The organism is Streptomyces sp. NPDC002845, from assembly GCF_053591955.1.
In genome coordinates this window covers 44,531-67,730 of sequence record NZ_JBSFUU010000034.1, presented here as the reverse complement: position 1 = coordinate 67,730, position 23,200 = coordinate 44,531, and the positions used below count along the sequence as shown (strand labels likewise).

Annotated in this window: 23 protein-coding genes; 11 read left to right on the top strand and 12 right to left on the bottom strand. The window is 70.7% G+C overall.

What is annotated here, in order from left to right; translation table 11 throughout:
- Window positions 1-158 precede the first annotated feature (158 nt).
- The 3 genes from ACWD3C_RS24785 to ACWD3C_RS24775 form a co-directional block, all read right to left on the bottom strand.
- A complete protein-coding gene (locus ACWD3C_RS24785) occupies window positions 159-899 on the bottom strand; it encodes a Clp protease N-terminal domain-containing protein (RefSeq protein ID WP_451147406.1) in 741 nt (246 codons plus the stop codon).
- A gap of 67 nt (window positions 900-966) precedes the next feature.
- Entirely contained in the window at window positions 967-1,596 is a 630-nt protein-coding gene (locus ACWD3C_RS24780; RefSeq protein WP_451147404.1) for a LysE family translocator, read from the bottom strand.
- A gap of 125 nt (window positions 1,597-1,721) precedes the next feature.
- Window positions 1,722-3,911 carry an FtsX-like permease family protein gene (locus ACWD3C_RS24775; RefSeq protein WP_451147402.1) on the bottom strand — a complete coding sequence of 730 codons (2,190 nt, stop codon included), beginning with the start codon at window positions 3,909-3,911 and terminating at the stop codon, window positions 1,722-1,724.
- A gap of 206 nt (window positions 3,912-4,117) precedes the next feature.
- Between ACWD3C_RS24775 and ACWD3C_RS24770 the strand changes: the two genes are divergently transcribed.
- Window positions 4,118-5,269 carry a DUF2786 domain-containing protein gene (locus tag ACWD3C_RS24770; RefSeq protein WP_451147400.1) on the top strand — a complete coding sequence of 384 codons (1,152 nt, stop codon included), beginning with the start codon at window positions 4,118-4,120 and terminating at the stop codon, window positions 5,267-5,269.
- 15 nt (window positions 5,270-5,284) lie between these two features.
- Here ACWD3C_RS24770 and ACWD3C_RS24765 read toward each other — a convergent pair whose 3' ends face one another.
- From ACWD3C_RS24765 to rpmB, 5 genes are all read right to left on the bottom strand, one after another.
- Window positions 5,285-5,869 (bottom strand): DUF4232 domain-containing protein, encoded by a 585-nt coding sequence (locus ACWD3C_RS24765; protein ID WP_451147398.1) that lies wholly within the window; start codon window positions 5,867-5,869, stop codon window positions 5,285-5,287.
- A 100-nt stretch (window positions 5,870-5,969) separates the two neighbouring features.
- A complete protein-coding gene (locus ACWD3C_RS24760; RefSeq protein ID WP_451147396.1) occupies window positions 5,970-6,467 on the bottom strand; it encodes a hypothetical protein in 498 nt (165 codons plus the stop codon).
- A 68-nt stretch (window positions 6,468-6,535) separates the two neighbouring features.
- Window positions 6,536-8,218: a zinc ribbon domain-containing protein gene (locus tag ACWD3C_RS24755; protein WP_451147394.1), complete on the bottom strand. Its 1,683-nt coding sequence runs from the start codon at window positions 8,216-8,218 to the stop codon at window positions 6,536-6,538.
- Between the two features lie 404 nt (window positions 8,219-8,622).
- Window positions 8,623-8,928: a 30S ribosomal protein S14 gene (gene rpsN, locus ACWD3C_RS24750; RefSeq protein ID WP_451147392.1), complete on the bottom strand. Its 306-nt coding sequence runs from the start codon at window positions 8,926-8,928 to the stop codon at window positions 8,623-8,625.
- A 39-nt stretch (window positions 8,929-8,967) separates the two neighbouring features.
- Window positions 8,968-9,204, bottom strand: a complete 237-nt coding sequence (gene rpmB, locus ACWD3C_RS24745) for a 50S ribosomal protein L28 (protein WP_218513959.1) — start codon at window positions 9,202-9,204, stop codon at window positions 8,968-8,970.
- A gap of 62 nt (window positions 9,205-9,266) precedes the next feature.
- On the opposite strand from rpmB, the gene rpmG reads away from it, so the two are divergent.
- The 5 genes from rpmG (at window position 9,267) to ACWD3C_RS24720 (ending at window position 12,384) form a co-directional block, all read left to right on the top strand.
- On the top strand, window positions 9,267-9,431 hold the full coding sequence (gene rpmG, locus ACWD3C_RS24740) for a 50S ribosomal protein L33 (protein WP_033321692.1): 165 nt from the start codon (window positions 9,267-9,269) through the stop codon (window positions 9,429-9,431).
- 5 nt (window positions 9,432-9,436) lie between these two features.
- Complete coding sequence (locus ACWD3C_RS24735; RefSeq protein ID WP_451147390.1) at window positions 9,437-9,685, top strand: type B 50S ribosomal protein L31; 249 nt, start codon at window positions 9,437-9,439, stop codon at window positions 9,683-9,685.
- A gap of 3 nt (window positions 9,686-9,688) precedes the next feature.
- Window positions 9,689-11,386 (top strand): GTP-binding protein, encoded by a 1,698-nt coding sequence (locus tag ACWD3C_RS24730; protein WP_451147388.1) that lies wholly within the window; start codon window positions 9,689-9,691, stop codon window positions 11,384-11,386.
- Between the two features lies 1 nt (window position 11,387).
- Window positions 11,388-11,621 carry a 30S ribosomal protein S18 gene (rpsR, locus tag ACWD3C_RS24725; RefSeq protein WP_451147386.1) on the top strand — a complete coding sequence of 78 codons (234 nt, stop codon included), beginning with the start codon at window positions 11,388-11,390 and terminating at the stop codon, window positions 11,619-11,621.
- A 493-nt stretch (window positions 11,622-12,114) separates the two neighbouring features.
- Window positions 12,115-12,384: a DUF397 domain-containing protein gene (locus ACWD3C_RS24720; RefSeq protein ID WP_451147384.1), complete on the top strand. Its 270-nt coding sequence runs from the start codon at window positions 12,115-12,117 to the stop codon at window positions 12,382-12,384.
- 92 nt (window positions 12,385-12,476) lie between these two features.
- Here the strand turns inward: ACWD3C_RS24720 and ACWD3C_RS24715 are convergent, their stop codons facing one another.
- Entirely contained in the window at window positions 12,477-13,016 is a 540-nt protein-coding gene (locus ACWD3C_RS24715) for an ATP-binding protein (protein ID WP_451147382.1), read from the bottom strand.
- 476 nt (window positions 13,017-13,492) lie between these two features.
- Between ACWD3C_RS24715 and ACWD3C_RS24710 the strand changes: the two genes are divergently transcribed.
- The 4 genes from ACWD3C_RS24710 (at window position 13,493) to ACWD3C_RS24695 (ending at window position 17,847) form a co-directional block, all read left to right on the top strand.
- Entirely contained in the window at window positions 13,493-14,317 is an 825-nt protein-coding gene (locus ACWD3C_RS24710) for a helix-turn-helix domain-containing protein (protein WP_451147483.1), read from the top strand.
- 172 nt (window positions 14,318-14,489) lie between these two features.
- Window positions 14,490-15,950, top strand: coding sequence for an aldehyde dehydrogenase family protein (locus tag ACWD3C_RS24705; RefSeq protein ID WP_451147380.1), 1,461 nt, complete (start codon window positions 14,490-14,492; stop codon window positions 15,948-15,950).
- 625 nt (window positions 15,951-16,575) lie between these two features.
- Entirely contained in the window at window positions 16,576-17,124 is a 549-nt protein-coding gene (locus tag ACWD3C_RS24700) for a DinB family protein (RefSeq protein WP_451147378.1), read from the top strand.
- Window positions 17,125-17,205: 81 nt separating this feature from the next.
- Window positions 17,206-17,847 (top strand): PadR family transcriptional regulator, encoded by a 642-nt coding sequence (locus ACWD3C_RS24695; RefSeq protein WP_451147376.1) that lies wholly within the window; start codon window positions 17,206-17,208, stop codon window positions 17,845-17,847.
- Between the two features lie 84 nt (window positions 17,848-17,931).
- On the opposite strand, the gene ACWD3C_RS24690 is transcribed toward ACWD3C_RS24695, so the two are convergent.
- Window positions 17,932-19,359: a glutamate decarboxylase gene (locus tag ACWD3C_RS24690; RefSeq protein ID WP_451147374.1), complete on the bottom strand. Its 1,428-nt coding sequence runs from the start codon at window positions 19,357-19,359 to the stop codon at window positions 17,932-17,934.
- 175 nt (window positions 19,360-19,534) lie between these two features.
- Between ACWD3C_RS24690 and ACWD3C_RS24685 the strand changes: the two genes are divergently transcribed.
- A complete protein-coding gene (locus tag ACWD3C_RS24685; RefSeq protein WP_451147372.1) occupies window positions 19,535-20,296 on the top strand; it encodes a MerR family transcriptional regulator in 762 nt (253 codons plus the stop codon).
- An 88-nt stretch (window positions 20,297-20,384) separates the two neighbouring features.
- Here ACWD3C_RS24685 and ACWD3C_RS24680 read toward each other — a convergent pair whose 3' ends face one another.
- Window positions 20,385-21,350 carry a DUF368 domain-containing protein gene (locus ACWD3C_RS24680; protein ID WP_451147370.1) on the bottom strand — a complete coding sequence of 322 codons (966 nt, stop codon included), beginning with the start codon at window positions 21,348-21,350 and terminating at the stop codon, window positions 20,385-20,387.
- A gap of 153 nt (window positions 21,351-21,503) precedes the next feature.
- On the bottom strand, window positions 21,504-23,147 hold the full coding sequence (locus ACWD3C_RS24675) for a threonine/serine ThrE exporter family protein (protein WP_451147368.1): 1,644 nt from the start codon (window positions 23,145-23,147) through the stop codon (window positions 21,504-21,506).
- Window positions 23,148-23,200: the final 53 nt, after the last annotated feature.

Here is a 23,200-nt window from a genome sequence, read left to right as displayed (position 1 = left end):
TTTCGCCCCCGCCGCCCCTACCCGTTCCCATCCCCTGGGGCTCCGCCCCGGACCCCGCTCCTCAAACGCCGGAGGGGCTGAATTCGCGCGGCCGGGGCTTGGATTCTCAGCCCGTCCGGAGTGTGCGGTGAGGAGCGGGGGCGAGGCAACCGGCCCGCTCAGGCGTCCCCGGTCTCCTCCTTGAAGACCCTGATCGCCCGCAACGTCTCCAGCACGTTCTCCTCCACCAGGTCCTTCCGCACACCCAGCCCGCTCAGCACCCCGTCCCCGTTCTCGAACTCCAGGAGGGCGAGAAGAATGTGCTCGGTGCCGATGTAGTTGTGGCCGAGGCGGAGGGCCTCGCGGAAGGTGAGTTCGAGGGTCTTCTTGGCGTCGGCGCCGTAGGGGACGAGCTCGGGCGCCGAGTCGGAGGCCGGAGGCAGCGCGGCCGTCGCGGCGGAGCGTACGGCGTCGAGGGTCACCCCCTGCGCGGTGATCGCCTTCGCCCCGAGCCCCTCGGGCTCGCTGAGGAGGCCCAGGACGAGGTGGGCGGGAATGCCCTCGGCGTTGCCCGCCGCCTTGGCCTCGTTGTGCGCGGCCGTGACCACGTTGCGGGCGCGCGGGGTGTAGCGGCTGAAGCCCTGGCTGGGGTCGAGGTCCGCCTCGGCCTTGGGGACGAAGCGCTTCTGGGCGGCCTGCCGGGTGACCCCCATGCTCTTGCCGATCTCGGTCCACGACGCGCCCGAACGCCGGGCCTGATCGACGAAGTGACCGATCAGGTGGTCGGCCACGTCATCGAGGTGGTCCGCGGCGATCACGGCGTCCTGGAGCTGGTCGAGCGGCTCCGGGTGAACCTTCTTGATGGCCTCGATGAGGTCGTCGAGGCGCACGGATGTGGTGATCGAGGGGTTCGTCGTCATGTGTCAACTGTAGGTTGACGACCTCTGGTGCGTCAACCGCGAGTTGACACTTCCGGGGTTCTGACTGCTACTTCGGCGACGTCACCGCCAACCGCACCGCCAGCCCCGTGAACACCGTCCCGGTGAAGACGTTCAGCGCCCGGGTCACCCGCCGACTGCGGCGCAGCACCAGCGAGAGGCGCCCCGAGAGCAGGCCCACCGTGCCGTCCCACAGGAAGCCCATCACCACCAGCGTGACCCCGAGCAGAAGGAGCTGGCCCGGGACGTGTCCCAGCGACGGGTCCACGAACTGGGGCAGGAACGCCACGTTGAAGAGGATCACCTTGGGGTTGAGCAGATTCGTCACGGCGCCCTGCCAGAAGGCCCGCCTCATCCCCGTACCGCCGCCGTCGCCGCTCTCGCCGGGCACCGACCGGTCCCGGAACGCCTTCACCGCGAGGTAGAGCAGATACGCGGCCCCCAGCCACCGCAGTACGTAGTAGAGCACCGGCAACGCCGTGAACAGCGCCGAAAGACCGACCGCGGCGGCGGCTGTGTGCACCAGCATCGCGCTCGCCACACCCGCCGCGGCCGTCACCCCCGCGGCCGGGCCCCCGCGACCGCCCACAGCCACGATGAACATCATGTCCGGCCCCGGAGTGACACACAGGGCGAAGGCCGCGACCAGAAACGCTGCGTACAGGGATGTGTCCACCATGAGGGCCATGCTTGGCGTGGCGGGGAGGAGCGTCGACCGAATTTCGGTGAGTGAGACGGGAGTCGGGGAGACGGGGCGCCTCACCCGACCCCCATCCCTACCCGCACGTCGCCGCGCGCTACTCGCTACTCGCCTCCCACCCCCGCCCGCACCGCGACTCCCGCAACCCCCGCCACCACCCCAGCGACCACCGCACACGCCCCCACGCAACCCCCGAGCGCCCCCCAAGGCACCTCCACCCCCACCGGTGCCCCCAACAGCCCCAACGCGCCCCCCAATCCCCCGAGGTTCACCAGGGTGACGGCCAGCCCCAGCCCTGCCCCCACCCCGACCGCCACCAGCGCCTCCCCGACGACAACGCCCAGCACCTGCCCCCGAGTGGCCCCCGCCAGCCGCAGCGCCCGTACCTCCGCACCCCGCACCGACGTCGCCATCGCCAACGTCCCCGCGAGTGAAATCGCCGTATACACAAGGGCGATGCCCAGCACGACCCACACCCCGAGCCGTGTCGGCGCCCCGGCGCCCGGCCGGGTGGCCGCCAGCCACTCGTCCGCCGTGCGCACGGTCACGGTCGCGCCGGAGGCCCGGAGGGCTTCAGCCATCGCCTCCCGGTCCTCCCGGTCCTCCGCTTCCTCCCGGTCCTCCCCCTCCGTCATCCGCACCTCAAGCCGGTCCACCACCGCCCCGCCCGCGTTCGCCGCCGTCACGTACACCCCGTTGTCCCCCGTCCCCCGGGCGAGCACGGCGACGATCCGCAGCCGCGCCGGCCGCCCGTCCCCGAGCCACACCGGCACCCGCTCACCCACCTCGTGCCGCTCCCACTCCTCGTTCACGACGATCGAACGGTCGTCGAGATCGCGTACGTCCCCGGCGACCACCGGCAGCCGCACCACCGACGCGAACGCCGCCACGTCCGACACGGCCCGCGCCTCGGAACGGATCAGCGCGCTGCCCTCCTCCATCACGAACACCGCCGTGGAGGCCGAACCCGCGACCGTCGCCCCGGCCACCCGTACCAGCTCCACTTCCTCCACCTCCCCCGACTTCTCACCCATGACCACGAAGTCCGCCCGAGTCCGCTCCCGCGCCTCCGCCCCCTTCGCCGCCGCCACGCTCTCCGCCGACCCCAGCAGCGAACCCGTCAGCGCGACCGTCACCAGCACGGGAGCCGCCACGGCGGCCGTACGCCGGACCGACGCGGCCGCGTTCGCACGGATCAGCCGCCCGAGCGCACCGGGAAGGCGGATCAGCCGTACGAGCGGACCGACGAGCAGGGGCGCCAGCGCGGCCACGGCCGTGATGAGGAGCATGGGCTGGGTCGTGTACGTCTTCCGCTTGAGGAGCTCGGCCGGTTCCGTGCCCAGCTTCCAGGCCAGCAGGCCGAGTCCACCGGTCAGCAGTACGGCGCCGATCACGCGCCGCGACCGCGGCAGTGCCGCCGTGTCCACGGAGGCCTCCCGCAGCGCTGCGACCGGAGTGATCCGGCCCGCTCGTCGCGCCGCCGTCCACGCACCGGCGAAGGCGACCAACACCCCCGTCCAGAAGGCAAGGTGGTACGGCCAGGCCGCAGAGCCGTGGAGCGCGAACCACGCGGGCGCCACCCCGCCCGCCACCAGTTCCCGTACCAGCCAGGGCGCTCCCCACGCCCCGAGCGCGCAGCCCGCCGCCGACGCCACGCACCCGACAGCCAGCGCCTCCCCGAGCAGCAGTCGCCGCACCTGCCCCGGCGTCGCGCCCGCCAGCCGCAGCAGCCCGAACTCCCGTCTGCGCAGGGCGACCACGAAGGCGAAGGTCGACGCGGTCACGAAGACGGACACGAAGACGGTGACCCCGGCGGCCGTACCGAGCAGGGAGTTGACCGTGACCAGGGCCTCCGCGTCCCGTTCGTAGGAGGGGTCCACCCGGCTTCGGTCGTCGCCGGTGAGGACGCGGGCACGGTCGCCGACAACCGCTCGTACGGATTCGGCCGGGGCGTTCACACCCACCGCGTCCCGCGCCGCGCCATCCGTCCTGACCTGTCCCAGTTCCCGCAGGTCGGCGAGGAGCCGGTCGTCCACAGGGTGTGGATGCGCCAGCTTGTGCGACACGTGCGCGGTGGACGGGCCCCGCCGTACCTCCACCGTGAGCGTGTCCCGCCCCGCCACGACGACCGGCGAGGACGTGAACCGCTGTGGCTCCCGCAGGGGCTGGTCCAGCGTCGCGGCCAGCCCGAGCCCCATGGTCGTCATCACCCCGACCCCGAGCGCGACGGAGACGAACGAACCGAGGAGGGAGGCCCAGCGCGTCCGCAGGGAGGAGAGGATCAGGGGCAGCATGTCGTACCCGTGTTCGGTGCCGCTGCCGGGTGCTCCACGCCTCCCGATACGCCTGTTCGGGAGGAGAAACTCGCGTACATGTCTGTCGTGGTCATGCCCCAAGCCAACCCGTCGCCGCCCCACCCCGCACGACCACTGGAGGGCGTCCCGAAGGTAGGTCCAGCCCTACCCGAACCCGTCCACAGCCCCCGTGTCACGATCGAGGCGTGAGTACGCCCAGCACCGTGGACCGCGCCTTCGACGCCGCCCTGTACGCCGACACCGACGCGGCCCTCGACACGGGCGCGTCCCTGCTCGCGGCAGATCCGGCGGCCGACGCCGAACTCGCCCGCAGGGGACGGGAGTTCACTGCCGCCGCCTGGCGCCGGGGCTGGCAGCCCGCCGATGTCGTACGGATCGTGCGACGGGAGCTGGACGACGTACACGTACGACTGGTGTCCCGGCTGATCCTGGACGAGGCGGGGGACCGGACGCCGCCGAGCCCCCGATGGGCCGCGCAGCTGGCCGAACTGGACGCCGACGACCCCCAACCCCAGCGCGCCGACCGTTTCTCGCACGCCACCGCCGCACTGGAGGTGTACCGCCTGCTCCTGCGCCTCCCCGCCCTGGAACCCCTCGACGCGTCCCACGGTCACCTCCGTCAACCGCCTCGCGGCGACTCCCGCATGCTCACGCGAATCCGGGCCCTCCTCGCCAAGGCGGAGGCCACGGGCTACCCGGAGGAGGCGGAGGCGCTCAGTGCGAAGGCGCAGGAGCTGATGGCGCGGCACAGCATCGACGAGGCGTTGCTCGCGGCCCGGGCACACGACCCGGACGCGCCCGGCGCCTGCCGGATCGGTGTCGATGCGCCGTACGAGACGGCCAAGGCGGTGCTGCTGGACGCGGTCGCCTCCGCGAACCGCTGCCAGGCCGTCTGGAACGAGGCGCTCGGCTTTTCCACGGTCGTCGGCTTCGAAGCGGACCTGGAGGCGATCGAGCTGCTGTACACCTCGCTCCTCGTGCAGGCCACGGCCGCGATGACCAAGGCGGAGGCGGCGCAGCGGGCCGGTGGCCGGAAGCGGACGAAGACCTTCCGGCAGTCCTTCCTCGCCGCGTACGCACACCGGATGGGCGACCGGCTGGCGGCAGTCGCCCAGGCTCAGGAACAGGTCATCGATACAGAGGGGGACCGGAGGGACCAGGGGGACCTGCTGCCCGTCCTCGCCGCCCGTGACGTGGCCGTCCGCGACCACGTCACGCGCATGTTCCCGGACACCGTCACCACGCGCGTGCGTGGAGTCAGCGACGAGGCCGGCTGGCGCCAGGGTGCCGAGGCGGCGGACCGGGCCCAGGTCGCCGCCAGGCGCCCGCTGCCGTAACGGACCGCGTCGGGCTCAGTCGCCGTTCGGCAGGAACGGGCTCACCGTCGCGTCCAACTCGCCCTCCGACTTCACCGCGACCTCGGCGTCCGGCCAGTCCCAGCTCTCCACGACGCTGTTGCCGGGCAGCGTGAACTTCACCTTGTCCACGGCGACACCCTTCTTCTCGTCGCCCGCGACCCCGCGTACGTACGAGATCGTGAAGGTCGCCGACTCGTCCTTCGCCAGGGTCAGCTTGGGCTCCTTCGCGTTCTTCTGGAGGCTGAGGGCCCAGGAGGAGCCGCCGCTGTAGAGGTCGGTGCCCGGGGTGCCCTGAATCGTGCAGGTGGCGTCCCCGCGGTAGGTCACGGTGACCGGGATGTTGCCCTCGTCACCGGCGACCGGGGCGGCGTTGCTGGGGCCGAAGGCGATGCCGACCTCGTCGTGCTTGCAGGCGGTGCTGTTGCCGCCGCCGCTGTTGTCGCCGCTGTCACTGTCGCTGTCGCCGCAGGCGGTCAGGGCGAGCGCCGCCACGAGGACGGTGACGGCGACGGGTACGGTGCGCATGGGCTTCCCCCGGTTCGTGCGGATCGTGCGGTGCGTGCGGTGCCTGCGGTTCATGATGACCGTGGTGTGGTGCTTCACGGATCATCATGCAGGTTGCCGTGGACGCGATGTCCGGCGCCCCGGGCCGCCGCGCGCGCCGATTCCCTCCGTACGCCTACGAGCCCGAGCCCCCCGTCGGCAGCCCCGGCGGGAGCGTGCCGCCCTCGGCCTTCTGGTACGTCTCCTCGCCGACGTCGCCCTCCCACGTGACCGTGAGCGAGTCGGCGTCGACGGAGTCGACCGTGCCCTTGGTGCGGGCGCCACTGCCGTCCGTGCAGGTGAGGCGGAGCGTCCGGGTGCCCGACGCCTCACCCGCGGCGCCGCTGCACACGGAGCCGCCCGTCTCGAAGACCGCGGCATCCTCGCCGGTGACGATCAGCGCGACCGCCTTGCCGTCGGTCGTGGCCAGCCAGCTGCCCGCCAACTCGCCCACGCCACCGGAGGTTTCCGAACCGGAACCGGAACCGGAGCCGCCGCCCGTGTCCGCCGTCTCGGTCGCGCTCGGGGCGGCCGAGGCCCCGGTCTCCGCCGTACCGCCGGAGTCGTCGTCGCCGCTGCATCCGGCCAGCGCGAGCGCGGCCGCCAGTCCGGCCGCCGCGGTCGCGATGCGCATCCGTCGGAGGGGGAAGGCCGACGGAGCAGTCGAAGTCGAAGTCGCCGTAGTCACTGGAGCGTCTCCAATCAGCTTAGTGATCCCGTGTCAGACATGGTGTCTGGTGTGGGGTGTGCCCATTGTGGCGGGGTGGCGTGGGCGTGCAGGTGGAAGCCTGCGCCCAGTGCTGCTCCTCGTGGCCGGTGTCGGCCGGATGGGGGTCTCCCCGGACGTGGTCCGGGGGTGGGTGTGCTGATCGTCGTCACGCCCTGGTGCCGGTGGGCTGCGCGGGGCAGCGGCCTTGGGCCCGTGTGAGCGTGTCCCTCCGGACGCTTGCCCGCCGGGCCCGAGGGGCCGGTGGGGGAGGGTGCCCTGCGTCGCCTGGGCGCGGGGCGTGTGGAACGTGGCCGGGTGGGGCCGGTCTTGGACCGGTCGGCCCGGCTGGTCTCGGCGGTCGGGGTGATGACCGCGTTGGTTTCGAGTGTGTCCACCACGGTGCGGATCATCATCTGCCCGGTGGCCCGGTCGGTGACGGTCTTGGCCTGGTGGACGAGGCCGCGTGCGGCAATGCGCTGCCATGCGCCCAGGTCGCGGTCGCCCTGCCAGCCGCATCCGGCGCGGTCGGGGCAGATGGCCCATTTCCAGCCCGGTGCGGTGGGGCGGTCGGGTGCTTTGCGGTGCCGCAGCGGGGTGAGGCACTTCGGGCAGTGCCGGGAGGTGTTCCGCGGCGGGACGGTGACGACGGCGATCCCGGCCTCGGCGGCCAGGTGCCGGATGCGGTCGGCGACCTGCCCGCGCACCGTCTGGGACATGCGCGTGTTGTGGGTGCGGCCCATGCCCTTGGCTTCCATCGACCGCAGGTCTTCGAGGTGGATGACCGTGGCGTGGACAGCGATGGCCTGATCCACCGTCCAGCGGGCTGCGGACCAGGCGAGGGCGTTGTTGAGGTGCGACCTGCGGGCGGACACGAAGCGGGTCTCGTCCCGCAGCACCTGGTGTCTGCCGGACAGCTCGTGCTGCTCGTCGGCGTCGATGAGCCGCTCGATGTGGTCGGCCTTGGTGTGCAGGTGTTCCGACAGGCGCCTCAGGCGGTGCTGCTTCGCGAGTATCCCAGCGGCCCGGAACTGGGCGCCGTGCCCGAGCGCGGTGATCCGCCCGTCGTCGTGCAGCCGGGCCGCACCCGCGGACAGCAAGGTGTTCAGGCCCCAGTCCACACCGAGCGCCACGCTGTGCCCGGTACGGCAGGCCTTGGGTACAGCGTGGGTGTAGGCGAGATCGGCGCGCACCTTCCCGCCCACGAGGCGGAGGGTGGGCAGGTGCAGCACCGCGACGTGCGGGACCGTGGGCGGCAGCGTGACGGGGCAGGCCACCCACGTCCAGTCCCGGTAGGAACGCGGGTCGGGCCGGGTGGGCAGCTGCAGACGCAGCAGCGCGCGCTGCGGGTCGTCCTCGCCGCGTTCGATGGTGGCCTGCTGGCTGTCACACGCCGTCCAGCCCAGTCGGCGCAGTGCCATCCACGCGTTCGACGGCAGCTGTTGCCCGCCCGCGTCCTCACCGGAGGCGAGTACGTCCACATCGGCAGCGTTCCAGTGCTCGGCCAGCAGTTCGGCGGCCATGCCGGACACCAGATCAGCAGCCCAGCCGACCCGCTCCACCAGTACAGCGGCCGACAGGACCTCGCCCGTCTTCTCCACCACACCCGCACGCAGCAGACCACGGGCACAGGCGGTCCGGGCCGTTTCGCTCTCGCCCAGCGGCAGCTTCCGGCTCACCGGTACCCCCTCTCCCGCCCGTGGTGCTGTCATCCGATCAACGACACTCCCGCGAGAAGGTCACGCATTCGATCCGCGAACTCACACACGGAGCTGACACCGAAACCGGTACCGGACACACAGCACGACACCGACGGATGACACATCGCTACGGATACCGAAGAAAACGCGTGAGCCTCCCAAAGGGGCGGCCGTCGAGTTCGACGCAGCGACATCGGCAAGCTACCAGCTGGTACGGGGAGGACCTCAGCGATCGGAACGGCCTCGGCGGGCGGCCCTCACGGCGACCGGTGAAAGTGCGAGGTCACCGCGAGATCACCGCGGGGTCAACACAGGCTCACCCCGAATTGACCCCGAACTCGCCCCCGAGCCCACCCGAACCCGCCCTCGGACTCACCCCAAGCTCACCACGAGGACTTGCGCACCCCGGGCAGGAAGCCCGCGTGCGCCTGTTCCCGCAGGCTCACCCGGGACAGGCCGAAGGTCCGGAAGTAGCCGCGAGGGCGGCCGTCCACCTGGTCCCGGTTGCGTACGCGGGTGGCGCTGGCGTCGCGCGGCTGCTTGCTCAACTCCCGCTGGGCGGCGAGCCGTTCGGCGTCCGTCGAGGACGGTCGCCGGATGATCTCCTTCAGTTCGGCGCGGCGCGCGGCGTACCGGGCGACGATCTCCTGCCGCTTCTCGTTCTTCGCGATCTTGCTCTTCTTCGCCATCAGACTCTCAGTCCCTTCGGCCTCTTCGGCCTTGCCTCTTCAGACCTTCACTCCGCGGGCGCGGATACGGGCCACCGCTGCCTCGACGCCGATCGTGTCGACGGTCTTGATCCCCTTCGCGCTCAACCGCAGGCGTACGTAACGGCCTTCGCTGGGCAGCCAGTACCGCTTGCTCTGGATGTTGGGGTCGAAGCGGCGGGACGTACGCCGGTGGGAGTGCGAGATGCGGTTGCCGAAGCCCGGCTGGGCGCCGGTCAGCATGCAGTGGGCGGACAAGGGTGATGCACCTCTCTCGATGTGGTGATGTAAATGGAATTCGTTTTCAGTAAGGTACCAGCATGGCACGCAACGAACTCCGTCCGGTCATCAAGCTCCGGTCCACGGCCGGCACCGGCTTCACCTATGTCACGCGCAAGAACCGCCGCAACGACCCGGACCGGCTGACCCTGCGCAAGTACGACCCGGTCGTCGGCCGGCACGTCGACTTCCGAGAGGAGCGCTGACCGTCATGCGCAAGGGAATCCACCCGTCGTACGGCCCCGTCGTCTTCCGTGACCGTGCCGCGAACCACGCCTTCCTGACCCGCTCGACCATGACGAGCGACAAGACGATCGAGTGGGAGGACGGCAACACGTACCCCGTGGTCGACGTCGAGATCTCGAACGTCAGCCACCCCTTCTACACGGGTACCGCGCGTGTGCTGGACACGGCGGGGCGCGTGGAGAAGTTCCAGAAGCGGTACGGGAAGCGGAGCTGACCCGTGGGCAAGCTCTCTGTCGCGATCGTCGGCGGGCTGCACGCCGACGCCCGCCGGGCCGCTGTCGAGCAGCTGCTCGCCGAGGTGCCGGGCAGCGTCGCGCTCCACCACGACCTGGACGCCGCCGTCGACGGCAAGGTCCTCCGCACGGTCCGCGACCGCGCCGGCCTCGTCTCCACGGGCGAGACCCCGCTCGTCAACGACTGCGCGTGCTGTGCGCTCCGCGAGGACCTCGTGCCCGAGCTGGAGCGGCTCGCCGACAGCGGCCTCACCCGGCTCGCCGTCGTCGAACTGTGGGACTCGGTCGAGCCGAAGGCCATGGCCGAGGTGGTGGCCGCCGCCGGGCTCACGGTCACCTCGGTGATCACCGCGGTCGACCCCGCCCTGCTGCTGCCGTACCTCGGCAACGGCGACGACCTCGCCGAAGCCGGCCTCGCCGCTGCCGCCACCGACCAGCGCACCGTCGCCGACACCTTCGCCCGGCAACTGGAGTACGCCCCCGTCCTCGCCGTGGCCGACTCCCCGGAGGCCGACGACGAGGACCGCGCCCTCCTCGCCCAACTCCACCCGACGGCCCGCCAGGTGCCGATCGCGGGCGGGGGAGCCACGGACGCCTCCGGCGACGCGATGCCGGGGATGGACTGGTTCACCCGGCCGAACCCGGCCGATACGTCGGGCTCGGCCGACGGCTCCGCACCGGGCTCGCACCCTGCCGCGAGCCAGGGCCCGTGGGGCGACACGAGCCCGGCCGGGGCGCACGACCGGTTCGGGGCCGCGAGCTCGATGGGCTCGGGGTCTGCCGGGACGGGGGACACGAGCGGTGTGGCCGATACGCCTGGCGCGGGCGGCGTGGTCGACGCAACGGGGGCGACCGGCACGGCTGGCGCGAGCGCCACGGCCGACGCGACCGGTGCGGGCGGCGTGGTCGAAGCGGCGGGGGCGACCGGCACGGCTGGCGCGATGGGCGCGAGCGGCACGGCCGGCGCGACCGGTGCGAGCGGCATGACCGGCGCGACTGACGTGGGTGGCACGGTCGACGCGGCCGGTGCGGTCGACGCGAGCGCGAGCGATGCGGACGGGACCGGCCTGGCCTCGGCTGGTGCGGGGCGTCAGGGCCCGGTGGGCCCCGCAGATCCCGCACACCCCGCGGGCCTTTTTTCTCCCTCCCCCCTCACCGAAGCCGCCTTCGCCGGGTTCGACGTCGAAGCCGCGGCAGCGGCCCAGCACCCGGCGTGCGCGCTGTTGCCGACGGACGCGGACGAGTGCGGGGTGTCGACCTTCGTGTGGCACCGGCGCCGTCCGTTCCACCCGGAGCGGCTGTACGCGGCGCTGGAGGACCTGACCTGCGCGGCGGCGCGGAGCCGGGGGCGGTTCTGGCTGGCCGACCGGCCGGACACGCTGCTGCACTGGGACGCGGCCGGCGGGGCGCTGTGCGTGGAGGCGGCCGGGCCATGGCTCGCCTCACTGCCGGACGCGGCGTGGGAGATGGTCCCGCCGGTGCGCCGGGCGGCCGCCGCGCTCGACTGGCACCCCGAGCACGGGGACTGCTGCCAGCACCTGGTCTTCACCTCACCCGGCCTCGACCGCGACGGGCTCGAACGGCTCCTGGAGCACTGCCTGCTCACCGACGCCAAGTACGCCGCCGGACGCGACGCCTGGTCCCGTCTCCCGCGCCCCTTCGACACCTTTCTGGAGGTCTGACATGGCCCGCAAGGCCGAACGCAAGCCCATGAAGTCCCGCCCCAACCCGTTGGACCAGGCCGGGATCACGTACGTCGACTACAAGGACACGGACCTGCTGCGGAAGTTCATCTCCGACCGCGGCAAGATCCGCAGCCGCCGCGTCACCCGCGTCACCGCCCAGCAGCAGCGGATGCTGGCCCGCGCGATCAAGAACGCACGGGAGATGGCGCTGCTGCCGTACTCGTCGCGGTAGGCACCCCAAGGCGCTGAGGCGCCCGAAGGAGCCAGGACGTCCCAAGCGCCAAGGCATCCCAGGTGCTCAAGCATCCCGAGCCACTCAGGCACCCCAAGGCGCTCAACCAATCCCAGGCCGCTCAGGCACCCCCTGGCACTCAGACGGCCACGTTGCAGTGGACACGTCAGGCTTCGCAATAGCCATCGCGAGCCCTCACGCCACACCCCCACCCGGCCCCGGGGAGGACCCACCACCTCCCCGGGGCCCTTGTGACCTCGACGAACTCCAACTCCCCACGCACGATGGAACACGAACGGCCTTTCTTGCGTCTGAACTGGTACGCGGGGCAACCATGCGACCGTAAAACCTGTAATCAAGGAAGCACCGCGCGTGCACGTGCATCTGCCCATGCATTCGCTCATGCATCAGCACATGAACAGAGCTATGATCCGGGCAGTTGACCGCTGCATCAATGGCCACATCAGCCAATGCACCACCCGGGGAGCGACCTGTGGACCACGACGTGTTCGGCGTGGATGACGTGTACAACGGCATGGCCGCGACGGAGCTGACACAGCTCCACAAGGTGGCCTGGAAGAAGAGTCGGCACAGCAACTCGCAGGGCTCCTGCGTGGAGTTCGCGCGGCTGCCCGACGGAGGTGTGGCCGTGCGGAACTCGCGGTTCCCCGACGGGCCCGCGCTTGTGTACACGCGGGCCGAGATCGAGGCCATGCTCCTCGGCGCCAAGGACGGCGAGTTCGACCACCTCGTGGGCGGCTGACCCCCTTACCCGGGCCGCTTACCCGGGGTCGCGGCCGTTCGGCGTGGGGTAACGCGCGTAGAAACCGCGGCGCACGGAAGCGCCGCGGTTCCTCATTCGACGGTCTCGACTGTCTCGACGGTCTCGGCCACGGGTTCGGGGTGCAGCCGGAACAGCGCCCACACCACCTTGCCGCTCAGCGTGCCCGCCAGCGGGTGCCAGCCCCAGCTGTCGGCGAACGAGTCGACCAGGAACAGCCCGCGCCCCGACTCCGCGGAGAAGTCGTCCGAGTCGCCGGCGACCGGAGTGTCGTGGCTGGGGTCACGCACCGCGCACACCAGCCGCTCGCTCCAGCGCATCAGATGCAGCCGTACGGGCGGCTCCTGACCCTGGCCCGGTACGCGCGGGACACGTGGGGTCCGTGGGGCGTCCAAGGGGGACAGGCCGTGACGCAGGGCGTTGGTGACGAGTTCGGAGACCACCAGGCAGACGTCGTCGAAGCGGTCGCCTATGTCCCACTGACCGAGCGTGCCGCGTGTGAACTGTCTCGCCTCGCGTACGGCTTCGTAGCGGGCCGGCAGAGCGCACGAGGCGGCGTTGGACACGGTCGCGGGATCGAGTGGCGGAAGTCCCTGCCGTAAGGGTTCGAGCATGGTCGATCCATTCGTCCCCATGCGAGGCACTCCCGGGTGTCCGCGGTCATGGCGATGCAGCGGTGGCGCGGGACCATGGTTTCTGATGCGTACGGCAGATGCAAGGGCAGATGCACGTGCACGCGCCGGAATTGGACCTTCGCGTAACGCTTCTCCTTAATTCTTCTGTCACCTTCTCCCCTTCTGTTGCCCTCCCGTTGGGCCTCTCCCGGCCCTCTCCCGACTCTTCCTTGGTACTTTCTCCCCCCTTCCCTCCCCCTCCCCCTACCTTCCCTCTCCCCTTCCTGTCTCTTTGCTGTCCCTCCCCTGGCTGCTTCCTGTGGTTCAACCGATGTCGGCTGGCGAAGACTTGCCATTTCTGTAACCGGGCGAGTGCGCATCGGAGCGGTTTAGTGGCAGACTTCGGGCCTTGAGGACGGTTGGGGAGGCTGACGTACGTGAGCGCCGGTGAATCGAGCGGGTCGGTGGTGAGGCGAATGCTGCTGGGCTCGCATCTCAGGCGGCTGCGGGAGGCGCAGGGGGTCACCCGCGAGAAGGCGGGGTACTCAATTCGCGCCTCCGAGTCCAAAATCAGTCGTATGGAACTGGGGAGGGTGAGCTTCAAGGCGCGCGACGTGGAGGACCTGTTGACGCTCTACGGCGTGACCGACGAGACGGAGCGCACCTCCTTGCTCTCGCTCGCCAAGGAGGCCAACGTGGCGGGCTGGTGGCACAGTTACTCCGACGTGCTGCCCAGCTGGTTCCCCACCTACGTCGGCCTGGAGGGCGCGGCGCACCTCATCAGGGCGTACGAAGTCCAGTTCGTGCACGGCCTGTTGCAGACCGAGGCGTACGCGCACGCGGTCGTCGAGCGCGGCATGGAGGACGCGAGCGCGGCCGACATCGACAAGCGTGTCGCGCTGCGCATGGAGCGCCAGAAGTACCTGGTGTCCGAGAACGCCCCCGACTTCCACATCGTCCTCGACGAGGCCGCCCTCCGGCGGCCGTACGGCGACCGGGACGTGATGCGAGGCCAGCTCCAGCATCTGATCGAGTTCTCCGAGCGGCCCAACGTACAGCTCCAGGTCATGCCGTTCAGCTTCGGCGGCCACTCCGGCGAGAGCGGCGCCTTCACCGTGCTGAGCTTCCCCGAGTCCGATCTGTCGGACGTCGTCTATCTGGAGCAGCTCACCAGTGCGCTGTATCTGGACAAGCGCGAGGACGTGACCCAGTACGAACGCGCCATGAAGCAGCTCCAGGACGACAGCCCCGGCCCTTCGGAGAGCCGCGATCTGCTACGGGGACTTCTCCAGCTGTCCTGATCTCCAGCTGTCCTGGAGAGTCTCTCTCCTGACAGTCTCTCTCCTGAGAGTCCCTGTCCTGAGAGTCTCCACAGAGTCTCCGGAGTAGCTCTCCAACTCCCTTTGCACACCAGTACGATGACGTGTGATCAAACGTTGTTGCCCGGGCTCGACCCAGGATTTGAGGGATCACATGTCGTCCTACTTCACCGATCTGGCCCAGCAGTACATCGACGGCGAGTGGCGCCCGGGCACCGGCTCATGGGAGATCATCGACTTCAATCCGTACGACGGCGAAAAGCTGGCCGCGATCACGATAGCCACGACGGACGAGGTCGATCAGGCCTACCGCGCGGCCGAGAAGGCCCAGAAGGAATGGGCCAAGATCAACGCGTACGCCCGCCGTGCCGTCTTCGAGAAGGCCCTGCGCCTGATCGAGGAGCGCGAGCAGGAGATCACCGAGGTGATCATCGCCGAGCTCGGCGGTACGCACCTGAAGGCGGGCTTCGAACTGCACCTCGCCAAGGAGTTCCTGCGCGAGTCGATCCAGCTGTCGCTGCGCCCCGAGGGCCGGATCATCCCCTCGCCGATCGACGGCAAGGAGAACCGCCTCTACCGCGTGCCCGTCGGCGTCGTGGGCGTCATCAGCCCCTTCAACTTCCCCTTCCTGCTCTCCCTGAAGTCGGTCGCGCCGGCCCTCGCCCTCGGCAACGGCGTGGTGCTGAAGCCCCACCAGAACACCCCGATCGTCGGTGGCTCCCTGGTCGCGAAGATCTTCGAGGACGCGGGCCTCCCGGCCGGTCTGCTCAACGTCGTCATCACCGACATCGCGGAGATCGGCGACGCCTTCATCGAGCACCCCGTCCCCAAGCTCATCTCCTTCACCGGCTCCGACAAGGTCGGCCGCCATGTCGCCACCGTCTGCGCCTCGAACTTCAAGCGCTCGATCCTCGAACTGGGCGGCAACAGCGCGCTGGTGGTCCTCGACGACGCCGACATCGACTACGCGGTCGACGCGGCCGTCTTCAGCCGGTACGTCCACCAGGGCCAGGTCTGCATGGCCGCGAACCGTGTCCTGGTCGACCGTTCGATCGCCGACGAGTTCACCGAGAAGTTCGTCGCCAAGGTCAAGACCCTCAAGTCCGGCGACCCGCGCGACCCGCAGACCATCATCGGCCCGGTCATCAACTCCTCCCAGGCGGACTCCGTTTCGGGCGCCGTCGAGCAGGCGATCGCCGAGGGCGCCACGGCCCTCGTACACGGCACGACGACGGACAACCTGGTCGAGCCGTCGGTCCTGACCGACGTGCCCGCCGACTCCTCCCTCCTCCAGCAGGAAGTCTTCGGCCCCGTCGCCTTCCTCATCCCCTTCGACGGCGAGGAGGAGGCCGTACACATCGTCAACGACACCCCGTACGGCCTCAGCGGCGCCGTCCACACCGGCGACATCGAGCGTGGTGTCGCCTTCGCCAAGCAGATCGACACCGGAATGTTCCACGTCAACGACGGCACCGTCCACGACGAGCCCCTCGTCCCCTTCGGCGGCGAGAAGCACTCCGGCATCGGCCGCCTGAACGGCGAGACGACCGTCGACGCGTTCACGACGCAGAAGTGGATCTCGGTACAGCACGGGCGGAGCTTCTTCCCGTTCTGAGACATGAGGGCCTGGGACATGAGGCACTGAGACATGAGCGCCTGCGGGCCGGGTCGACCCAGCTGTCGGCCCGGCACCGGGGCGGTCACGTCCGCAAGGCGGCGGAGCCGGTCAGCTCCCGTACAACCAGCTGTCGTACGCGGGTACGCGGCGTTGTCGACCAGGTGGTAGAGCCCGAGGGCACCGGGCAGCAGCACAAGGGCGAGGACCCCGGCCCGTACGAGAACCGGCGCCAGGCGATCGCGGCGATCCCCTGCACCAGCCCTCGCAGCACCACCCCGTGAAGCGCAGCCGGGCACAGTCCAGACGCTGGCCCCGCGTCACCGCCAGTGACGCCGCACACGGGCTCTACCCAAGGATCGGCCCGGACTCGTCCGCGCTCGCTGTCGCTTCCACCCCTCGGGGCCACGCGGTAACCCAGGATCCTTAAGAGTTCCAGAGACGCTATACACCGGCCCTCCCCATACACCGGCCCTCCCCCTGTACTCATCCTCATGCGCCGAGCGGGGGCGGCCCTCATCGTTTGTGATTGCGGACAGAGCCTGACCGCAAGGGCCCGTAGCTTCATCGGTGTCAGGGGCGAGAACCCGATCCCCGTCCCGATCCCGATGAGAGGCGGCCCGTCATGGTCACGCACGTATCCGCAGAGGCACAGGGTGACGAGCGCGGCGCGCTGCTGGCGTTTCTGGAGGAGCAGCGCGGCGGCATCCGCCGGACCTTGCTCGGGCTGACCGAGGAGCAGGCCGCGAGCCGGCCCAGCGCCAGTGAGCTGTCGCTCTCCGGGCTGCTCAAGCATGTCGCCGAGGTCGAGCAGGGGTGGGTCGCGCGGGCCAAGGGCGAGCAGCCGGCGGTGGAGCGGGACGAGTCGAACTGGCACGAGTGTTTCGTCCTCGTCGACGGCGAGACGGTCGAGTCGCAGCTCGCGTACTGGGAGAAGGTCGCCGCCGAGACGGAGGCGCTCATCCGTTCGGTACCGAGCCTCGACGACACGTTCGCGCTGCCCGACCAGCCCTGGTTCCCGCCGGAGGGGCGCGTCTCGATGCGCTGGCTGGCCCTCCACCTGATCCGCGAGACCGCCCGGCACGCCGGCCACGCCGACATCATCAGGGAGTCCCTGGACGGGAAAACGGCGTTCGAGCTGGTGGCGGAGGAACAGGGGGGTGACTGGGGCTGAGGAGCGGGTGCTGCGAGGCAGGGGAGCGGCTGGGGTTGAGGGGGTGCCCGGCTGTGAGCGGCCGGGTTCTACGCTGGCCCCATGTCAGCGATCCGTCTCCTCGTGCTCGGTGCGGTCCGCCAGCACGGGCGGGCCCACGGCTATCAGGTGCGCAACGACCTGGAGTACTGGGGTGCGCACGAGTGGTCCAACGCCAAGCCCGGCTCGATCTACCACGCCCTGAAGCAGATGGCGAAGCAGGGGCTGCTGCACGCCCACGAGATCGCGCCGTCCACGGCCGGCGGCCCGCCCCGCACCGAGTACGAGATCACCGAGGCAGGCAACCAGGAGTACCTCACCCTGCTGCGCGCCTCCCTCACCGCGTACGACCAGAAGCCGGACATCCTCTCCGCCGCGCTCGGCTTCATGGTCGACCTCGACCGCGAGGAGGTCCTCGGGCTCCTGGAGGAACGGGTGCGCACCATCGAGGCCTGGCGGAAGTCCGTCACCGAGTACTACACCCCCGAGGCGGGGCCCGAGTCGCTCGGCCACATCGGGGAGATCATGAACTTCTGGGTCCACTCCGCCGACACCGGCGCCCGGTGGACCCGGGAACTCATCGAGCGGATCAAGGGCGGGGCATACACCTTCGCGGGTGAGGGGGAGCCGTTCGTGGGTGTGCTCGCGGAGGGCGAGGAGAACCCGTACGCGACGGGGGAAGGGCATCCGGGGGATGCGCGGTAGCCGAAACCGCTCTCCGCGCTCGGCGACCTTGTCGTGGCCGACGACTGACCGCCGAAGGCCCCAGAGATCCGGGGACCTTGGGGCTCAGTGATGGAACCCGGTGGCCTCCTCCCTGTCCCGTGCCAGCGGACACGGCTGTCGGCGCAGTTCGGGCAGCAGGCGGCCCAGATCCTCCATGAACAGTTCGGCGAGATCGGCCGAGAAGCCGTTGCGGCAGACGACCCTGAGAACCGACAGATCCTCGCGATGGGGCGGGAAGGTGTACGCCGGCACCAGCCAGCCGCTCTCGCGGAGCCGCCGGGACACGTCGAAGACATCGTACGCGGTGACGTCCGGCGCGGTGGTGAAGGCGAACACGGGCAACTGGTCGCCCCGGGTGAGCAGCCGGAAGTCGCCCAGCTCCGCCACTCGCCGGGCGAGCCCCTGGGCAACGTCCCGGGTGGACTGCTGCACGGCCCGGTAGCCCTCGCGGCCCAGCCGCAGGAACGAGTAGTACTGCGCGACCACTTGGGCGCCCGGCCGGGAGAAGTTGAGCGCGAAGGTGGGCATGTCGCCGCCCAAGTAGTTGACCCGGAAGACGAGTTCCTCGGGCAGCTCGGCGGCGGACCGCCACAGTGCCCAGCCGACACCGGGATAGACGAGCCCGTACTTGTGGCCGGACGTGTTGATGGACGCCACGCGCGGCAGCCGGAAGTCCCAGACCAGGTCCTCGTCGAGGAAGGGCGCGACCATGGCCCCGGAGGCCCCGTCGACGTGCACGGGGATGTCGAGTCCGGTCCGCTCCCGCAACTCGTCGAGGGCCGCGCACAGTTCGGCGATCGGCTCGTACGACCCGTCGAAGGTGGACCCGAGGATGCCGACGACGCCGATGGTGTTCTCGTCGCACAGTTCGGCGGCGGCCTGCGGATCGAGGTGGAAGCGGTCGCCCTCCATGGGCACCAGGCGGGCCTCCACCTCCCAGAAATTGCAGAACTTGTCCCAGCAGACCTGGACGTTGACACCCATGACGAGGTTCGGCCGGGCACCGGAGGAGGGATACCGGCCGGCGTTCCGCTTGGCCCACCGCCGCTTCAGGGCCATCCCGGCGAGCATGCATGCCTCGCTGGACCCGGTGGTCGAACAGCCCACGGCGGCGGCCGGGTCGGGCGCGTGCCACAGGTCGGCGAGCATCGCCACGCACCGTCGCTCCAGTTCGGCGGTGCGCGGATACTCGTCCTTGTCGATCATGTTCTTGTCCCGGCACTCACCCATCAGGACCCCGGCCTGCGGCTCCATCCAGGTGGTGACGAAGGTGGCGAGATTGAGCCGTGCGTTGCCGTCCAGCATGAGTTCGTCGTGGACGAGCCCGTACGCGGTGGCGGGCGCCAGCGGGCCGTCCGGCAGCCGGTGCCGGGGCGGGGCCTCCTCCATGCCGCCGACCGGGTTCGCGTCGCCGTGGAACGGGTTCACGGCGAGCCTGTGCCGGGCGCTGTCCTGGTCCTTCGGGGCCTCGGCCCCGCGGTGCAGTGGCATGCATCAGACGGTAGGTCCGGGGTGCGAGGCCCGCACCTCAAGGACGTGCACCGCAGGGACGCGCACCGCAGGGACCGCGGGGAGGTGCACCTCAGGGACGTGCACCTGAGGGACTTGCACCTCACGTGACGTGAGGGCTCAGCCTGAAGTGCGTACCGAGAAGGGAGCGGAAGCGATGAGCTACACCGTGGGACAGGTCGCCGGCTTCGCCGGCATCACGGTGCGCACGCTGCACCACTACGACGAGATCGGCCTCCTCGTACCCGGCGAGCGCAGCCACGCGGGCCACCGGCGCTACAGCGAGGCCGACCTCGACCGGCTGCAGCAGATCCTGTTCTACCGGGAGCTCGGCTTCCCCCTCGACGAGGTCGCGGCCCTGCTCGACGACCCGGACGCGGACCCGCGGGCGCACCTGCGCCGCCAGCACGAGCTGCTGACCGCCCGGATCGAGAAGCTGCAGAAGATGGCCGCGGCCGTGGAGCACGCCATGGAGGCACGGAAGATGGGGATCAACCTCACGCCCGAGGAGAAGTTCGAGGTGTTCGGGGACAAGGACCCGGAGATGTACGCCGAGGAGGCGGAGCAGCGCTGGGGCGGCACGGAGACGTACGCCGAGTCACAGCGTCGTGCGGCCTCGTACACCAAGGAGGACTGGAAGCGCATGCAGGCCGAGGTGGCCGACTGGAGCGAGCGCTACGACGCCCTGATGGCCGCCGGCGAGCCCCCCACCGGCGAGCGGGCCATGGACATGGCCGAGGAACACCGACAGCACATCAGCCAATGGTTCTACGAGTGTCCGTACGACATGCACCGCGGCCTCGCCGAGATGTACGTCTCCGACGAACGCTTCAAGGCGTTCTACGACTCCATGCGTCCTGGCCTCGCCGAACACCTGCGGGACGCGATCGCCGCGAACGCGGCCCGGCACGGGGCGTGACCGGGCGCCGGGGCCGCAGGGCGCGCTGCCCCGCGGCCCCGGCCCCGCACCGGCATGCACCGGCGCGAGGACCGCAGGACCGTCGGGCTCAGGCCGAGGGCACGCGCGCGTGACGCCTGCGGCGGGCGGCGGGCGGGCCCTGCTCCCCGTCGCCCTGCGACTTCTTGGCGTGTGCCCGGCGCTCCACCACCAGCACGGCGACGACCAGGACCGCGCCGAGGGCCACCAGGGCGAAGGTCACGCCCACCGAACCGGACGGGGCGAGCAGGCCCCGGTCGTCGTCCTGCCACGGCCACAGCGCCCGCAGGGAGCCCGCCATCAGGCCGGTCATCACGACCAGGGTCATGTGGTGGTAGTTCTCCAGCAGCCACTTCAGCAGCTTGACGAACAGCGCGAGCCCCACGACGCAGCCCGTGCCGAAGACGGCCACATAGCCCAGGTCGCGCTCGTTGACCGCGTCCATCGTCGGCTCGTACAGGCCCAGCGTCAGCAGGATGAACGAACCGGAGACGCCGGGCAGGACCAGGGCACAGATGGCGACGGAGCCCGCGAAGAAGACGATCACCGGGTTGGTCGGCATATGGGCCGGGGGCATGCCGGTCAGGAAGAAGGCGCCGACCGCGACCACCAGGCCCAGGGCGTAGTGCCCGGCCTTCCAGCGCTGCCCCGAGTTCGAGTACGGCACGTACAGCGACGCCAGAACCAGGCCGAAGAACAGGGCGTACGAGAACTGCGGGTGCTCCTCCACGACCGGCGCGATCAGCTTGGCGCCGAGCACCAGCGCCGCGGCCATGCCGACCATCAGCGGGGCGATCACGCCCCAGTCGACCTGCCGGAACCGCTCCGCGGCGCGACTCGTGCCGCGCCCGCGAGGGATGTCCGTCACGGCGGTGCGCAGGCCGCTGGTGATGTGTCCCGCGCCGCCGATCAGCTTCTCGTACACCCCGACGATCAGTGCGACCGTGCCGCCGCTGATGCCGGGCACGACCTCGGCCGCACCGATGAGGGTGCCGCGGAAGGCGTTGAAAACGTGTGGACCGACGGGCTTGGCCATGATCTCCTGTTTCGGCCTGCGAGCCTGGTTCGGCTGTGGGCGGACGGGTGGCAGGCGACCATCCTAGAGCCCGCCGCGTAAGCCTCCCAGAAAGGGTCGAGCCCGGGGCGCCCGGGGTAACGCGGCGCGCGAGGCCGTGTGTTGGCGGCGGGATCAGAAGCCCCGGGTCCGCTTGGCCGCCTTCCGGCCCTCCGTGCTCGCCGCCCCCGGAATCCGCAGGAACAGCCGCGAGATCTCCGACCCCAGGTTCACGCCGATGGCGATGGCCATGGCGAGCGCCGCGGCCTTCGTCAGGAAGACCAGGCCGTCATTCACCTCGTTCTGCGCGAACCCGAGCAGTCCGAAGTAGGTGGCCGACCCCGGCAGCAGGGGCCCGATGGCCGCGGTCGTGTACGGCAGCGCCGAAGCGAACCGGTAGCGGGACAGCAGCTGCCCGAACAGGCCCACCAGACCCGCCGCGACGGCGGTCGAGGCCACCGGCGAGATCCCGCCCGCGTAGTGCATCGCGCCGTACACCGACCAGGCGACGCCCCCGTTGAGGGTCACCATCAGCACGGTGGAACGTTCCTGCTGGAGCAGTACGGCGAAGCAGAACGCGAGCAGCATGGACGCGCCGAGCTGCCACAGCGGCCGTTCGGTGCTGCCCAGGGCCGCGTCCGGTGTGAGCTTGGCGCCCAGCGCCACGCCGAAGTACAGGACCAGCAGGACGCCGACGACGATGCCCACGAAGAGGTACATGACCTCCAGCAGGCGCGCGGACGCGGTGATGTAGTAGCCGGTCAGCCCGTCCTGCACGGCCGCCACCAGCGCCCGTCCGGGCAGTAGTGCGAACAGCCCACCGGTGACCACCGCCGACGCCCGTACGTCCGCCTCCGCCAGTTTCAGCGCCACCCCGATGGCCGCCGGCGGCATCGCGGCCACCGTGAACTGGTAGAACTCCGGCAGCCCGCGCCCCGAGCACAGCCACGCCAGCCGGTCGCCCAGCATCGCGCCCAGTGCCGCCGCCACGAACACGATCACGCCACCGCCGACCAGGACGGAGGCCGCGCCCGCGAGCAGCCCGGCGGCCCCGGTCAGCGCCCAGCCGGAGTACGGGTGCCGGTTGCGCCGTATCTCCGCGAGGCGCCGGTAGGACTCCTCCAGCGAGACCGTGGTCTCCGGGTCGCTCAGATCGTCGACGAGCCGGTAGACGGCTGCGAGCCGCGTGTAGTCCGCGGCCCGGCGTCGCACGGTCCGCGACGCCGTCACCGGGTCGTCGACCAGGGACGGCTGGTGCGAGATGGCCAGCAGCGTGAAGGTGACGTTCGGCTCACAGCGGTCCAGGCCGTAGGAGCGGCACACGGCGAACATCGCCGCCTCCACGTCCTCGGCGCCCTCCCCGCCCGCGAGCAGCAACTCCCCGATACGGAGGGTGAGGTCGAGCACACGCGGGATGGCGGGCCCCGATTCGTCGTCCTCCTTGTGCACCGTTTCGGGCGCCGGCCGCTCGGTCACCGGCATGCGCAGCATCGTCCGCATCCGGTCCTGCCAGGGCACCTCCTTGGTCAGCTTGACCGCGGGGATCCCGGTGGGCGGCGTGAAGGCGGGCGGGGCGTGCCGGGCGCTGTAGGTGCGCGGCGGGCTGAAGGCCGACCCCTCGGGCTCGGCGGCGGACGGCTGGGGCGGCGCCAGGCCCTCCGGCACGGCGAACTCGGAGGTCGTCGACGACTCCCCGTCGATCGCCGAGCCACCCGCGGGCCGCACGAACGCACTGTGCGCCTCGTCCGACTGCGGCTTGCGGTCCTCCTCGTGCATCACTGCGTATCGCTCCTCGTACGACACCTCCGGTACCTCCGGTACGCCTCAGTATG

What these genes read in the sequence shown, in the direction of transcription:
- ACWD3C_RS24735 (WP_451147390.1), top strand. Translation starts at nt 9,437, where the DNA reads ATGCGCAAGGGAATCCACCCGTCGTACGGCCCCGTCGTCTTCCGTGAC.
- ACWD3C_RS24715 (WP_451147382.1), bottom strand. Translation starts at nt 13,016, where the DNA reads ATGCTCGAACCCTTACGGCAGGGACTTCCGCCACTCGATCCCGCGACC.
- ACWD3C_RS24760 (WP_451147396.1), bottom strand. Translation starts at nt 6,467, where the DNA reads ATGCGCATCGCGACCGCGGCGGCCGGACTGGCGGCCGCGCTCGCGCTG.
- ACWD3C_RS24710 (WP_451147483.1), top strand. Translation starts at nt 13,493, where the DNA reads ATGCTGCTGGGCTCGCATCTCAGGCGGCTGCGGGAGGCGCAGGGGGTC.
- rpsN (WP_451147392.1), bottom strand. Translation starts at nt 8,928, where the DNA reads ATGGCGAAGAAGAGCAAGATCGCGAAGAACGAGAAGCGGCAGGAGATC.
- ACWD3C_RS24775 (WP_451147402.1), bottom strand. Translation starts at nt 3,911, where the DNA reads ATGCTGCCCCTGATCCTCTCCTCCCTGCGGACGCGCTGGGCCTCCCTC.
- ACWD3C_RS24780 (WP_451147404.1), bottom strand. Translation starts at nt 1,596, where the DNA reads ATGGTGGACACATCCCTGTACGCAGCGTTTCTGGTCGCGGCCTTCGCC.
- ACWD3C_RS24705 (WP_451147380.1), top strand. Translation starts at nt 14,490, where the DNA reads ATGTCGTCCTACTTCACCGATCTGGCCCAGCAGTACATCGACGGCGAG.
- rpsR (WP_451147386.1), top strand. Translation starts at nt 11,388, where the DNA reads ATGGCCCGCAAGGCCGAACGCAAGCCCATGAAGTCCCGCCCCAACCCG.
- ACWD3C_RS24785 (WP_451147406.1), bottom strand. Translation starts at nt 899, where the DNA reads ATGACGACGAACCCCTCGATCACCACATCCGTGCGCCTCGACGACCTC.
- ACWD3C_RS24765 (WP_451147398.1), bottom strand. Translation starts at nt 5,869, where the DNA reads ATGAACCGCAGGCACCGCACGCACCGCACGATCCGCACGAACCGGGGG.
- ACWD3C_RS24695 (WP_451147376.1), top strand. Translation starts at nt 17,206, where the DNA reads ATGTCAGCGATCCGTCTCCTCGTGCTCGGTGCGGTCCGCCAGCACGGG.
- ACWD3C_RS24685 (WP_451147372.1), top strand. Translation starts at nt 19,535, where the DNA reads ATGAGCTACACCGTGGGACAGGTCGCCGGCTTCGCCGGCATCACGGTG.
- ACWD3C_RS24690 (WP_451147374.1), bottom strand. Translation starts at nt 19,359, where the DNA reads ATGCCACTGCACCGCGGGGCCGAGGCCCCGAAGGACCAGGACAGCGCC.
- rpmG (WP_033321692.1), top strand. Translation starts at nt 9,267, where the DNA reads ATGGCACGCAACGAACTCCGTCCGGTCATCAAGCTCCGGTCCACGGCC.
- ACWD3C_RS24680 (WP_451147370.1), bottom strand. Translation starts at nt 21,350, where the DNA reads ATGGCCAAGCCCGTCGGTCCACACGTTTTCAACGCCTTCCGCGGCACC.
- ACWD3C_RS24700 (WP_451147378.1), top strand. Translation starts at nt 16,576, where the DNA reads ATGGTCACGCACGTATCCGCAGAGGCACAGGGTGACGAGCGCGGCGCG.